Source organism: Citrobacter sp. Marseille-Q6884 (genome assembly GCF_945906775.1).
Classification (GTDB): domain Bacteria; phylum Pseudomonadota; class Gammaproteobacteria; order Enterobacterales; family Enterobacteriaceae; genus Citrobacter.
In genome coordinates this window covers 1,517,054-1,530,246 of sequence record NZ_CAMDRE010000002.1, presented here as the reverse complement: position 1 = coordinate 1,530,246, position 13,193 = coordinate 1,517,054, and the positions used below count along the sequence as shown (strand labels likewise).

Sequence of the window (13,193 nt, the reverse complement as noted above, 5' to 3'; positions counted from 1 at the left end):
ACGTAATGAAAATAGAATATTTTCTGAGAATTATCATTCTGTTTGCCTGCTTGATTAGTTTTACAGAGAGCAGGGCATCTTGCTTACCATCCGGATCCCTGGCAACTATTTATTATAGCTTTGGGAATGTGGTCGCTCAGAGCGACGCCCCTGTGGGAACTGTCCTGTCAACGATTACCGCATCCTCACCAAATACAGAATACGATACCTGTACAAATGGTGGATATGAATATACGAGGATGTCCTATCCTGGGGCGGCGCTAACAGGTGTGAGTGGAACTTATTCAACGAATATTCCTGGGGTTGGGATTAAGTTTCAGGATGGTGCTTACAGTATCCCCGCAACCGCCACGTACATACAGGGAAACAGCAAAGGATTTGCCACTGCTGCTTATATATCATTAATTAAAACAGGCACAATATCGGCGGGAAATCTCATTAATGGTGAGATGGGAAACGTATTTGTTGACAACGGCACGGTAGTGATCCGACATATGCTTACAGGAGTCAATTCAGTGGCCGTCACATCGTGTACTGTAAATAACATGAGTTTATCATTTCCGATTGGGAATATTCTAATATCACAGTTCAGTAGTAGTGCCGGATTTCTACCGGCAGGTGCTCAAAACACACAAACTCTGGGATTAACCTGCAGTTCAGGCGCCAATATAAATGTAACTCTGTCAGGCACTCAAAATCCGGATGTGAGTAATACCACTGTGCTGGCACTTACTGGACAAGGAAACCCTGAGGTTGCCAAAGGGGTAGGCGTGCAAATTATTTATAATAATTCACCATTAGTACTGAATAACAGGATCGTTTTGAAAAAATCAAACGGTGGTCAGGAAAGCTTCCCTATCACTGCCCGTTATTATCAGACTAAATCGTCGGTTGCAACGGGAACAGCAAATGCAACAGCCACACTGAATATAACCTATCAATAACCGGATTAAATATGAAATATGTAAACAAGATTGGACTCACTGTTTTAGTTATGGGAAGTATACTTACTGCATTGGAAGCTAAGGCCGCAGATCCGGTAACACTTACAGTAACCGGAAATATAGTAGCTTCGCCCTGTCAGGTCAGCAGCGACAGTATAAAAAAGGCAGTCGATTTAGGTCAGGCTATACAGGCATCTGATTTACTGGCAGCCGGCTCATCCACCACCTGGGTCCCCTTTACTATTAATCTCAGTTCATGCCCGGCGGGCACGGTTGCCGCAATAATGACCCTGCACGGCACAGCCGACACTAATAATCCGCAGGATATGTATGTCAATACCGGGACTGCAATTAACGTAGCGGTGCAACTGCAAAGTCAGGCGGGAGATCAACTCGGCGATGGTAAATCAATAAAAGGAAATGTTGTCAGTAATGCCGTCACCTATTCTTTACGTGCCCGCGCTTATACCCAGAATGGTGCAGTCACACCCGGGACGATTAAGTCAGAAGTCACGGCGACCTTTGTTTATCAATAAAATCTTTAGTATAAATCCATAATGGATGGTTAAATGACCACAATCCTGATTAAAGACAGCTATGCCCTGTACCGGGACGGTATGCAAAAGTTCTTAAGCGATTTATTTTTAAATAACTATTGTGAGAACGTAAATTTTCTTTTTGAGTTTAACATCGAAAACATACAAAAAGCTGACATAATTATGATGGAGTATTGTAAGGGGGAGGCATTAATCTGTACACCAGAGTTAATGTCCCGGAAACGAAGCGTTATCATTGGAATTACCAATGAAAATTACCACGCAAAATCCATCTTTCCGAATTGCATTTCAGATATTGTTTTCATAGAGAGAGGCGGTGATTTGGGAGAAATAAGCCAGCAAATTATTATGCAATGGGAATCCTTTAAAATGGGACGCCGAATCGACTGCTATCGTTCATGCTCGACTTGTCAGCGCGTGAAAATATCGAAAAAACAACTGGCAGTAATGTCCAATATTCACCATGGCCATTCTATTAAGGAAATTGCTTCGCTGTATGATCTCAGCTATAAGACCATTTTTAGCAATAAATATAACGTGATGAAGAAATTCATGTTGCAGAGTGATTACGAGTTGCTTGTCTTTCTTAATCGTTTAAGTGAGAGGGATTTATTACTGAGACCGGGTTTGGTTCCTGGCTGTAACCTTTAACGACTTCTGTTTCAGAGAATGCGTCTGTTCGGTTGAGTGAGGGGAAGGGATTAATACAAGTCCAGGTGGGTTAATAATATGAAATTGCTGGCGCTAACAATTTCTGGTATTTCTATTGTTCCAATTTAAATGGTATCGGTTGCGTTTCTTCCCATAGAAAACCTTGTCCAAAATCAGCATTCGCATTGTATGCTTTTTGAAGCATTTCATCTGTCTCAATACCTTCTATTAGTACTTGAGAGGCCATTTTTCTTGCTGTGTGAACTACTATTATCAATTCAGAATTATTAGTAACTTCAGAACGATCGATCTTAATACCGCTGATATCAAGATTATACTGTGCGATTTTTTGAGCTAATTCATATGTAATATCGTCAAGCCAGATACTCCAGCCCTTATTGCGTAACGATTGTATACCTATTCTGAAATTCTCCAGTTTCTGTGGTGTTAAATTAACTAATGCTGCCGGGTTCTGAATTTCAAGAATAAATCGTCCCTGATGGTCCGTTTCTGCTAACTGGGAAATGAAAGATGGATCAGTGAACACATCTACAGGAAGATTAAACCAGAATTGGCCTGGCACATTTCTCAGGATTTTAATCTGATGTGAAAAAATCTCGAAAAGTAAATTGGCAGGAAGCATTGAGAAAAATTGTTCTGGATTATGATCTTTCGTTTTTGACAAAACCTCGTACGCAAAGGTTCTTCCTGTATTGAGAACGACAAGAGGTTGCAGTCTTAATGCCGTTATCTCATTGAGGAACCCGTTACCCAGAAGAGGGTGGCTATGGTCTTTTTCAATGCTCATTTTTTAATGTTCTCTGGAATTGACTATAACATTACAATTTAAAAATTGTCATTCCTGTTAATAAGTGTTTGCGCGCTGGCAAGATATCTTCGCAGTCGGTATTAAGGAACTATGATTTTATTAAAGATAAAGAGCGTCGTCACTTTGGTAAAACAACAATATCTCTGCAAAAAAAAACTTTGAATTATAAGGTATAAGTATTAATCAATGTTATAATCATGTTTTGACGATATTAAATACTCGTTAATTTATGAGGTTAAAATATCGCTGATTTAAAGATTATGGTTAAATACTTATGTAAGTATTATCAGGTAAATTAATTACTAATTAAAGGGGGAAAATGTCCAAAGATAGACTTTATACAATCAGTAACACCTCAGGTTGGCCATTCGTCTGACACACCTGTCACTTGAAGTGGTTTACTGAATTTGGCCACCTGAACAGAGGTGATATGCTCATCTCAGAACAATACAGGTGTCCCAATGAAAAAAAGAAATTTCAGCGCAGAGTTTAAACGCGAATCCGCTCAACTGGTCCTTGATCAGAACTACACCGTTGCAGCTGCGGCCAGTGCTATGAATGTGGGTCTTTCTACCATGACGCGATGGGTAAAGCAGTTGCGGGATGAACGACAGGGCAAAATACCTAAAGCCTCCCCTATAACCCCGGAACAGATTGAAATACGTGAGCTGAAGAAAAAGCTACAACGCATTGAAATGGAAAACGACATATTAAAAAAGGCTACTGTAGATTCAATCTGTCAATGCAACACCCCTTTCAATTATCTCTTTCGGTGTTTTGAACTTCAGTGTCTTTCTCGGTCTGTTGTTTAGCTGAGCAGCAACCAGATCTAGTTCATGTTGAGTATATTGGGCAAGACATGTCTTTTTAGGAAAGTACTGCCGAATTAGCCCATTTGTGTTCTCATTTGTTCCCCGCTGCCAAGGACTCTGAGGATCGCAGAAGTAAACTTTAACGCCGGTGCTGACAGTAAATTCTAGATGTCTGGCCAGTTCCATTCCTCTGTCCCATGTCAGTGATTTTCTGAGTTCTGACGGTAAACTCAGGAATTTGTCGGTAAGAGCCTGATTTACTGAGACAGAATCTTTGCCCCTGAGTCTAAGGATGATCGTATAACGTGATTTTCGGTCTACAAGTGTGGCTATATGAGAGTTTTTTGTACCTGAGACTAAATCGCCCTCCCAATGCCCAAGAGAGCGCCTGATATCGATATTTCTGGAACGTTAGAGAATTGGTGTTCCGATCACTATGATAATCGTACCTCTTTCGCCTTTGCGGGTATGACGCCTGCCATGGCGAAGGCTATGCGACCGTCGCAGATGCTGTATATTCAGGTGGTGTAGCGCTTCACGGCTACGAAAGTACAGCGTTTTATAAATTGTCTCAGGTGATATTCGCAGCGTTTTTTGACGTGGTTTTGTTCGCCTTAACCATCCTGATATTTGCTCTGGAGACCATTTCATCTCCAGCTTTTCCAGAACAAGCTTTCGCAATGGTAAATTTTGATCCAGTAAGCACGGTTTTGGCCTTTTCGCCATTCTGTTGGCTCGGTTATTAGCATCAACAGCTTTGTAATAGCGTCTGCCCCGATTACGCTGAACTTCACGTGAGATCGTCGAAGGACTGCGATTCAGCGCAGTAGCTATCGCACGAATGCTCATTTTGGCTGACAAACCAGCTCGTATCTCCTCGCGCTCAGACAGTGTCAGGTGAGCTACAGCCCGCTTACGCTCATGGGGTTTTATGCCGCCAGTATCCCTTAACATAGTGAAGATCGTTCCGGGTTTTGAACCCAGGATATTCGCTATTTCACTGAAGCCTGTTCCGTTCTTCCATAGTTCAAAAACAGAGGCTTTTTCCTCTGCTGTAAATGTTCGTCTCATTCAAAAAACCTCCGCAACCCCATGTTTTCACATAACTGTTGCGTTGACCAATTGAATCTACAACCGCGCTCTTGATGTCAGACTCCCTGAACAGTTCTCGTTAATCGGGAAACTCAGAGCGCAGTATCCTGTGGTCACACTCTGCCACGTGTTCGGGGTTCATCGCAGCAGCTACAAATACTGGGAAAAAAGCCCCGAAAAGCCAGACGGCAGGCGAGCGGTGTTACGCAGTCAGGTTCTGGAGCTGCATAACATCAGCCATGGCTCTGCTGGCGCAAGAAGTATAGCGATTATGGCAACCCTGAGAGGCTTCAGAATGGGACGCTGGCTTGCCGGCAGGCTCATGAAAGAACTGGGGCTGGTGAGTTGTCAGCAACCTACCCACCGGTATAAACGCGGTGGTCATGAACACATCGTTATCCCGAATCGCCTTGAGCGACAGTTCGCAGTGACAGAGCCTAATCAGGTGTGGTGCGGCGATGTGACGTATATCTGGACAGGCAAGCGTTGGGCTTACCTCGCTGTTGTTCTCGATCTGTTCGCAAGGAAACCGGTGGGCTGGGCAATGTCATTCTCACCAGACAGCAGGCTGACCATCAAAGCGCTGGAAATGGCGTGGGAAACTCGCGGTAAACCAGCCGGAGTGATGTTCCACAGTGACCAGGGTAGCCACTATACAAGCAGGCAGTTCCGGCAGTTACTGTGGCGTTGCCGGATCAGGCAGAGTATGAGCCGACGTGGAAACTGTTGGGACAACAGCCCGATGGAACGCTTCTTCAGAAGTCTGAAAAACGAGTGGGTGCCAGTGACAGGTTATATAAACTTTAGCGAAGCTGCTCATGCGATCACAGACTATATCGTCGGTTATTACAGCTCGCTAAGGCCGCATGACTATAACGGTGGGTTACCCCCAAACGAATCGGAAAACCGATACTGGAAAAACTCTAAAGCTGTGGCCAGTTTTAGTTGACCACTTCAGTTGCAGACAGGTAACAACCGACATATAGAGTATCAGTGTGGGCTGGTATGGAAATGGAAAATGCGTACAAGAATCATTTCAGAGCACACACCATGTCTGGCTGCGGTATCTGCAAATTTCGGAAAAATAAGGGGTTTTAAGAAGATAACTGGATAACTGAATGGTGCGTCCGAGTGGACTCGAACCACCGACCCCCACCATGTCAAGGTGGTGCTCTAACCAACTGAGCTACGGACGCACAAATATGAGATGGTGCGTTCAATTGGACTCGAACCAACGACCCCCACCATGTCAAGGTGGTGCTCTAACCAACTGAGCTATGAACGCAACGTTGTAGGTGACAACGGGGACGAATATTAGCGGCACAGACCGAATGAGGCAAGAGGGAAATAGCATTTTTCTGCATGTTTTCACGCGATTGCAGAGTAATTAAGCAAGTTGATTATATTTTGTTGATTTTGCAGCGTGTTTTTTACTCACATAGCGCGCTGGGGGCATAATGGGGGCATTTGGGTCGGCATCCTGCTGTTCATCATGCTGACCTGAAGATTTGGCAGCGAACCATCCAGCGTGTAAGACAAATGTGCCGCCGGGTCGGATGTAGTCAGGTGGACCTTATGACCACGCTTCGCCAGCGATATGTTTTGGTCTTTACCGTATGGAGTATCGACGGCATGGACAGGCTAACTTCTTGGTATCAGTAACGCCCGCTCATAGTTTGGTGCGGGTTAACCAGTTAGCTGTCAGGTCCGCTGCGAGCGAGAGGCGGACTGTAGAAGGCCACTCAGGGTAGGCTATTAATATATATTTTGATCCATACATTCAAATCCAGGTGCAATTTTTAATATTTTTGAGATCGAAATCAAAAAAATGATCTTTATTGACAGAAACTCAATCTGGTGACAGGTTATATTAAAACTCAATTAACGGAGCCTATCACAATCTAGTGATATGATTTTAGATTGGTTATATTCCAATTTTATTTAGTTAAGTATTGTTCGAAATTAATCAAGAGGTTGATATGAGCAACGCTGTAAATTTTTGGGACATTGGTCCGCATTCCCCTTTGCCAGTTGAAAAAACTTTTCATTCGTTTGTCCGAGAGTATGGGGGATGTATCATTTCTGATGTTTTACCTGGGAATCCATCATTTGAAAATGCTGACTATTCATTCATGGACAATAAGATAATAGGAGAGCTAAAAGAGATTGAGACTGAGTTTCTTGATCAAGAAGGTGCGAAAATAAAATTTTCAGAAATTATGGAAAAATTGCTAAATGAATGCCCACATTGGAAACCTTCGCTTATGGGTGGGCGCGATTATTATCCAGATTGGTTTAAGATTGAATTTATAAGACTGGCCCGACCGGGAATTACTAGGATTTTAAAAAAAGCAAACAAACAAATCAAAGAAACAAAAAAACATTTTAATGTTCCTAACGCCAACGGCGTTTTATTCTTTATCAATGATGGCTTTACTGGGATTTCGCCTTTTCTAGTTCAAGCTTTAGCGTGCGATGCATTGACTCACTCCTACTCCTCAATAGATTGCTTTTTATATATGACCTTAAATCGCTATGTAGAAATCGAAGGTTCAAATGAACCTAAATTAATCTGGACCCCTAGCTATAGCAATCGAGTAGATGATTCATTTGTTGATTTTATAGATAATCTAGGGAGAAGTTGGTTTGATTTCTTGGAGAAAAAAATAGGGGGCTTTACATCCAGATACGAAGGGAGCGACCGGAGTGTCCTATTAAACTCTAAAGCAATCATCATCCCACCTCACCAAAGCTGAAAATAGTCTCACTCTAATGATTGATTAGTTATTCTATGCCTACAGCCCGCTTATGACACGAAGCGGGCTGTAGGACAGTTCTTCAAGGATAGGTAAGTAATCTAGGGGGATTAATCGGCTTATAATGGTATTACCCCATAAATTCACAGTAATACTTTAAAATCTATATCGTTGTCGGCATATACAGCCAAAGAGTACAAATTACTAAAAGTAATGTACTCTAAGAGCACATATAAAATAAATTCCTATGTGAAAGTTACTCTTTAACGATAGCTGCAAGCCGATTAACCTCTTGTGTAGCCAATTTAAAAGCGGCTTCACATATTTTCAAAACCTCTTGAGAGCCTTGATCAAGCTCATTGTAAGAATCAATAGTTGGCTTGTTATTTTCAGTATGTAGTGACTCCTCCATACACCGCTCCCATAAGGTTGCTATTTCCTCGAGAGATGGACCTATAGCCAACAGATCGAGAGCTAACATCCCCTCTGGTATTTCAAATAAATTTAAATTATCAATTGCACGTTTTGTATTACGCATAGTCCAAGGAGACACTTGCTGAAAGTCGCTTTCTTCGCCACGCTCAATTGCCTGACGAACCTCATTCATTAAAGTTAACGAACGTATTATCAGCGCTCTTACTATATGCATTTTAGCCAAATCTGACTCTGCTACCTTTCTCTTTTCAAGCTGTTTCTCATGTTTAATTTGATTGGCCGAGATCATACCGGCAATAATAATTGCTAAAATGCTACCGATGGCTTGAATCCAAGCAGGAATGATTGACTTGATCATGTCTTTTTCAGAAAAATCAATATAGGCGGCACATCTTAACGCCAATAATAAAGCCACAGCCAAAGAAAAAGTATATATTATTTTTTTCATGATGATTAATCCCTCTATACTTCTTCACATCATATCATGTAATTTTCATCATCTAAAACAAAGAAAAGAATTACGAATACTAAAATCTTTATATAACGATAACGAGCTTATGATAAAGTAATGACTAATGGATTTCACCATTTATTATCCACTTGGCGCTAATACGAATGGATTCAAGCCTAGCGATCACTAGTCCGCTCCTGGCACCGAGCGGACAAGCTAACAGAGCTGAAGATCCGCTGTGAGCGAAGAGCGGACATAACAAATTTAATTTTTCAACTTAACTGCATCATCCAACGATGAATATGAATCAATTGATTAAATTTATTTCGGATTGAACTATCAATATTATCGTCAATTATTAATGGAGACCATATTGTTAAATGAGGGGAAACTGGCATGGTACGGACAAGAACACTACCATTTTTATTTACTATCGTAACATCCTGCATATTTCTCCGTTTATAATCACGTTCTTTATCTAAGCAATTTAAAGCTTCATTTAAAATACGCTTCCATTCCCCATGAGTCAGTTCATTGAGGTTGAATTCCCTGCCACCTATATATTTCTCTCTAATTTCAGGTCTAGATGTCACCTGCCAGGCATCCCGATAAAAAGCCATAATAATTTCGTCTTCAGAATCTGATTCTTGCATAACACTTAGCAACCCAGGGGCTGCCAACTCCGATTTAATAAGCTTAGCTATAGGCCAATCTTTGTATTTTTTACCTTCAAGATTAACACCCATACGGATTTTATTATTTTGCGTACACACAGAAATATTCCATTGAACGCCTTCATTTCCATCGCTCATGCCAAAAAATGGTTTATTGAGCTGGCCAAAAGCCCTTCCTTTCACACCCAGGACTTCGCAAAAAGACTGTAATATCTCTGCATACTCAGCAGAAGAATGTCTGGACAGATAACTTTGATTCTTTTTAACTTTATGGTCTGGGTTAATTATTGATAAGGATTTCGATTTCGACTCGATCATTATTTGTATCTCATCCTGAGATTCAAAAATTGACATTACTGCTTTGTATGCATCATCTGCGCGTAAATTAAAAAACTCTCTTCTTTTTTGCCGCAAGGGACTTAACTTTTGGTGAATTAATCTTTCTAATTTTTTACAATCACTAACAAAAATAGAGTGAGAAACAGCCCAAATAAAATCACCTGTAGAGCTTTTATTTATCTCATCACATCGAGAGGTTGGATCTCTGGTCGTCATTCCAATTTTACATACAGGTAAGTCAATATCAGAAACTTCCAATATGTATACGTATCCATTCGTTTCGCCAGCCATATTTACCATCTTAATTTTTTATCAATATATCCTCATTATGACGTGGTAAAAAATAATAATCAATTACCATATATTTTAAATACATCCATCGAGAGTTTGATCGCTAGGGTCAGCTCCTGGCACGGAGCGGACCAACCAGCTGCTCCTCAGGCCCACCAAGAGCGAGAAGCGGAAATCAAACCATCGAGCTCTGCATTACTCATCATTCCGCCCCGGCTCTTGGTATCAAGTATCATCAATTGACGGCAAGTCGCAACGCTAAACCTGGCGGGTAGGGGTCAAAGTAATTCTGCATCGACAGATAGCCATCCGGATATTCTGCCAGGTAATGTTTCAGCAGTGTCATTGGAGCCAGTATGGGTAGCAGCCCTGCGTGATAGTTGAGGATCGTCTCACGCAACTCTCCGCGCTGGCGCGTCGTTAACTGCTTACGGAAGTACCCCTGGATGTGCATCAGCACGTTAGTGTGGTTTTTACGCAAGGCAGGTTTCTTCAGGATCGCCATTAATTTATCGCGGTAGAGATCAAAGAAAGCCTCCAGATCCTCCCACTCATGCAGCGATGCGACAAACGGCCCAATTTCCCGGTATCCTGCCTGATGATGTGCCAGCAGTTGCAGTTTGTAGCGGCTATGAAAATCCAGCATCACTCGCCGCGTCAGGCCATTTTTGCGTAGAGTATTGAGTTCATGCAATGCGAAAACCCGTTCGACAAAGTTTTCGCGCAGTACCGGATCGTGCAGGCGACCGTCTTCTTCCACCGGCAGCCACGGATATTTCTCCATCAGCGCGGCGGTAAAAACGCCCACACCCTCTTTGCGCCCGGGATTGCCTTTCTCGTCATATAAGCGCACGCGTTCCATACCGCAACTGGGGGATTTGGCGCAGACGATAAAACCAGACAGTTCGCCCAACCCGCTCAGATACCCCTCGCAAAAGTCGGCCATTTTACCGGTCACGTCTTCGTGAGGCGCGTGGCTAAAGCGCATGTGAATATCCCCGGCGGTGGTTTGTACCAGCCGCAGCGCCGGTCGGGGGACCGGCAGACCCATCGCCATCTCCGGGCAGATGGGCCTGAACGAAACCCATCTACCCAGCCTGTCCATCACAAATGCGGCGCGTTTGTGCCCGCCGTCAAAGCGGACCGCAGACCCCGTTAAACAGCCGCTGATCCCTATGAATGGTTGCATATTCATGGCATCTTCCTCGCTACTGTGCTTCAACTCAGTTTTACTGAACAGATGATCGTTGCCCTGCAGGAACATCCCTTCATCAAAATACGGCAGCAAGGTACTGCTGCTGTCTCTCTCCATCGTCATACATAAATGGGGGGCTGCGAGCGCGTAACTCCTCCACTTATGCGAATCTCGCGACGTAGTGACATACTTTAAACTTAGACAAAAAATTAAGCTTGTCCAAGTTTAGGTGGGGTGTTTTTTAACTCATTAAAATCTGACAAGTTAAATTGACGGTTTTAGAGCGGTATGATGTCTAAAGCCACAAAAACAGTGGCCAGTTAACATTCTGGGGAAGGGGAATGACGGGGGATTAAAGCGAGATCACATCGAGGGATCTGACCTGTTGCTGCCAGAGGTCTATCTGTTTTTTGCGAACCTCGGTGAGCTTGCTGGAGGTCACCAGCAGCCACTTATGCTCGGGGAAAATGTCGGGCGCCAGGGTTGCCGGTGGCATGGGAAGCACATCAATGCGATGTCCCTGTCCAGTGCGACAAAGCGCCTCAAGCCAGATCTCACACGGGTCGGTCAGATGCCAGCCAGTAATCAGGTAGTTATCGCCCGGAGCACGCTTATCCCCCTCCAGACAAAACGACGTGTAGGAGATAATAATACCGTCGAGGATTTCACGCAGCGTCATCATAACGGGAACGTTGGCAGAGACTTTAACCCGCAATGGGCGGAGCACTTCGCTAACCAACTCGGGGCGAGGATACTCGCGACCTGCGTCATAAATAAGCTGGCGCAAGGGTTCAATTTTCCCCTCTTTCAGGCGCTGCAGCATGCTCTCTTGTAAGGTGAGCCAGTTATTCATTCGCTGAGCATCAGGGCGGGCCAGCAGCGGTTTGACCTGACTTATCGGAACGCCTTTTTTGACCCAGTCGAGGATTTTAAGCGCCTGCTGGATATCGTCATCACTGTATTGCCGGTGTCCGCCATCCGTACGCTGTGGCTTGAGAAGCCCATAACGGCGTTGCCAGGCGCGTAGCGTCGTTGCGGTGATCCCACAAAGATTCGCAAATTCACCGATGGAATAAGACATACCCAACACCTGATAACAAAGAATACATTCAATATACTACGAACTTTGTTAGGCCGGATAGACATAAATACACGGTAAATGTAGTATCGTCTCATGATTAATATCATCATGATCTCTGGTGATCCAGCGGGAAAAGGTGTATCGCGTGGCATACAACACGATAGAACAGGCTCTGGAGAGCTTTCGCAGGCGTTATAATGAAAATGAATTCACGTGTATTGTGAATAAAATTTCAAGCGGCTATGTCTATATTGTTAAGCCTAAATCTAAGGTTAAACATAATCAGAATAACTGCTCTCAAATGGACAATGCTAAGAAGGTAAATTTAGTTAGTTTATCTGAATCATTAGTTGATACACCTGTTTATGTAAAAAAAACCACTCCTGCGGTTAGCTCGCTTGCTACTGCTGCTTTGAGTAAAGTTAAAACACTCCCTATTAAAAAAACAAAAAATATAGAAGATGAGACGGTATCGGACGAGGCAATTAAAGCTGTAATTGCATGTCGGGCTAAGCGCAAAAAACCTGTACCCTATGTTCGCGAGGAGTTCACCGCTAACGCGGCATTAAATATTAACCAACATGATTCAGAGCGACCACGTTGTATTTATTGCGGTGACTATCGTTCTGGTATCGTTCGTGACCATGTCGTTTCTGTTGCATGGCGAGGCGGTGTGCGACATTACGACCGTAGCCACACTGTACCTGCGTGCCCACAATGTAACAGTCTACTGGGTGACAAACCCATACATAATATTGCAGATCGTGCTGCATTTCTTATCGGCGCGATTGCGCATCACGAGCGGCGATATCTGTGTACTGTAGACCGAACGCAAGACGAATTGGCAGAAATGGATCATTTTTTAGCAATTTCAGTCAAAAGTGCAATGTATGAAAAGGCCGTTGCTTTACAACGCATCGAATATGCCAAACAAGTCGCTGCTGGATATTATGATTATGCGACCATTAAGCATCTGGTAAAACAGGGTAGAGAAATCTCTTAAGGTTAAACTGAGCGTATCTGTTCAAACGCTAGCTGTACCTGATAGCGAAAAACTGACTTATCCAATAAAGAGTAATGAGTGAT

The 13,193-nt window shown here is 43.2% G+C and carries 10 protein-coding genes, 2 tRNA genes and 4 pseudogenes; 7 read left to right on the top strand and 9 right to left on the bottom strand.

Annotation, left to right across the window (positions count from 1 at the left end):
- The first annotated feature begins 5 nt into the window (after positions 1-5).
- The 3 genes from N7268_RS22480 to N7268_RS22470 are packed head-to-tail and all read left to right on the top strand — an operon-like array spanning position 6 to position 2,152.
- Positions 6-944, top strand: coding sequence for a fimbrial protein (locus N7268_RS22480; protein WP_260864541.1), 939 nt, complete (start codon positions 6-8; stop codon positions 942-944).
- Between the two features lie 11 nt (positions 945-955).
- Positions 956-1,480 (top strand): fimbrial protein, encoded by a 525-nt coding sequence (locus N7268_RS22475; RefSeq protein WP_260864540.1) that lies wholly within the window; start codon positions 956-958, stop codon positions 1,478-1,480.
- Positions 1,481-1,513: 33 nt separating this feature from the next.
- Positions 1,514-2,152: a LuxR C-terminal-related transcriptional regulator gene (locus N7268_RS22470; protein ID WP_260864539.1), complete on the top strand. Its 639-nt coding sequence runs from the start codon at positions 1,514-1,516 to the stop codon at positions 2,150-2,152.
- 112 nt (positions 2,153-2,264) lie between these two features.
- Here N7268_RS22470 and N7268_RS22465 read toward each other — a convergent pair whose 3' ends face one another.
- Positions 2,265-2,960, bottom strand: a complete 696-nt coding sequence (locus N7268_RS22465; protein ID WP_260864538.1) for an EAL domain-containing protein — start codon at positions 2,958-2,960, stop codon at positions 2,265-2,267.
- A 482-nt stretch (positions 2,961-3,442) separates the two neighbouring features.
- Between N7268_RS22465 and N7268_RS22460 the strand changes: the two are divergent.
- Positions 3,443-3,700 (top strand): annotated as a pseudogene (locus N7268_RS22460) (transposase); the annotation flags it as partial.
- Between the two features lie 12 nt (positions 3,701-3,712).
- On the opposite strand, the pseudogene N7268_RS22455 reads toward N7268_RS22460, so the two are convergent.
- Both N7268_RS22455 and N7268_RS22450 read right to left on the bottom strand, forming a co-directional pair.
- Positions 3,713-4,864: pseudogene (locus tag N7268_RS22455) on the bottom strand (IS30-like element IS30 family transposase).
- Positions 4,861-4,941, bottom strand: a pseudogene (locus N7268_RS22450) (hypothetical protein); the annotation flags it as partial. The pseudogenes N7268_RS22455 and N7268_RS22450, both read right to left, overlap by 4 nt.
- Between N7268_RS22450 and N7268_RS22445 the strand changes: the two are divergent.
- Positions 4,929-5,834 (top strand): annotated as a pseudogene (locus N7268_RS22445) (IS3 family transposase); the annotation flags it as partial. The pseudogenes N7268_RS22450 and N7268_RS22445 sit on opposite strands and share 13 nt — an antisense overlap.
- A gap of 170 nt (positions 5,835-6,004) precedes the next feature.
- Here N7268_RS22445 and N7268_RS22440 read toward each other — a convergent pair.
- Together N7268_RS22440 and N7268_RS22435 are read right to left on the bottom strand one after the other, a co-directional pair.
- A tRNA-Val gene (locus N7268_RS22440) sits at positions 6,005-6,081 on the bottom strand.
- Positions 6,082-6,093: 12 nt separating this feature from the next.
- Positions 6,094-6,170 (bottom strand) — tRNA-Val (locus N7268_RS22435).
- Between the two features lie 694 nt (positions 6,171-6,864).
- On the opposite strand from N7268_RS22435, the gene N7268_RS22430 reads away from it, so the two are divergent.
- Positions 6,865-7,641 carry a hypothetical protein gene (locus tag N7268_RS22430; protein WP_167809194.1) on the top strand — a complete coding sequence of 259 codons (777 nt, stop codon included), beginning with the start codon at positions 6,865-6,867 and terminating at the stop codon, positions 7,639-7,641.
- A gap of 256 nt (positions 7,642-7,897) precedes the next feature.
- Here N7268_RS22430 and N7268_RS22425 read toward each other — a convergent pair whose 3' ends face one another.
- The 4 genes from N7268_RS22425 to N7268_RS22410 form a co-directional block, all read right to left on the bottom strand.
- A complete protein-coding gene (locus N7268_RS22425; protein WP_167809193.1) occupies positions 7,898-8,524 on the bottom strand; it encodes a hypothetical protein in 627 nt (208 codons plus the stop codon).
- A 275-nt stretch (positions 8,525-8,799) separates the two neighbouring features.
- The gene (locus N7268_RS22420; protein WP_260864537.1) at positions 8,800-9,831 is read right to left on the bottom strand and encodes a GIY-YIG nuclease family protein; all 1,032 of its coding nucleotides are present in this window, start codon (positions 9,829-9,831) and stop codon (positions 8,800-8,802) included.
- Between the two features lie 235 nt (positions 9,832-10,066).
- Positions 10,067-11,026, bottom strand: a complete 960-nt coding sequence (locus N7268_RS22415; RefSeq protein ID WP_260864711.1) for a YbgA family protein — start codon at positions 11,024-11,026, stop codon at positions 10,067-10,069.
- Positions 11,027-11,378: 352 nt separating this feature from the next.
- Positions 11,379-12,107: a MerR family transcriptional regulator gene (locus N7268_RS22410; protein ID WP_260864536.1), complete on the bottom strand. Its 729-nt coding sequence runs from the start codon at positions 12,105-12,107 to the stop codon at positions 11,379-11,381.
- Between the two features lie 145 nt (positions 12,108-12,252).
- On the opposite strand from N7268_RS22410, the gene N7268_RS22405 reads away from it, so the two are divergent.
- Positions 12,253-13,110, top strand: coding sequence for an HNH endonuclease (locus tag N7268_RS22405; protein WP_260864535.1), 858 nt, complete (start codon positions 12,253-12,255; stop codon positions 13,108-13,110).
- The last annotated feature ends 83 nt before the right edge of the window (positions 13,111-13,193 follow it).

Coding starts and splice junctions, on each gene's coding strand:
- N7268_RS22480 (WP_260864541.1), top strand. CDS start 6: ATGAAAATAGAATATTTTCTGAGAATTATCATTCTGTTTGCCTGCTTG.
- N7268_RS22475 (WP_260864540.1), top strand. CDS start 956: ATGAAATATGTAAACAAGATTGGACTCACTGTTTTAGTTATGGGAAGT.
- N7268_RS22470 (WP_260864539.1), top strand. CDS start 1,514: ATGACCACAATCCTGATTAAAGACAGCTATGCCCTGTACCGGGACGGT.
- N7268_RS22465 (WP_260864538.1), bottom strand. CDS start 2,960: ATGAGCATTGAAAAAGACCATAGCCACCCTCTTCTGGGTAACGGGTTC.
- N7268_RS22430 (WP_167809194.1), top strand. CDS start 6,865: ATGAGCAACGCTGTAAATTTTTGGGACATTGGTCCGCATTCCCCTTTG.
- N7268_RS22425 (WP_167809193.1), bottom strand. CDS start 8,524: ATGAAAAAAATAATATATACTTTTTCTTTGGCTGTGGCTTTATTATTG.
- N7268_RS22420 (WP_260864537.1), bottom strand. CDS start 9,831: ATGGCTGGCGAAACGAATGGATACGTATACATATTGGAAGTTTCTGAT.
- N7268_RS22415 (WP_260864711.1), bottom strand. CDS start 11,026: ATGAATATGCAACCATTCATAGGGATCAGCGGCTGTTTAACGGGGTCT.
- N7268_RS22410 (WP_260864536.1), bottom strand. CDS start 12,107: ATGTCTTATTCCATCGGTGAATTTGCGAATCTTTGTGGGATCACCGCA.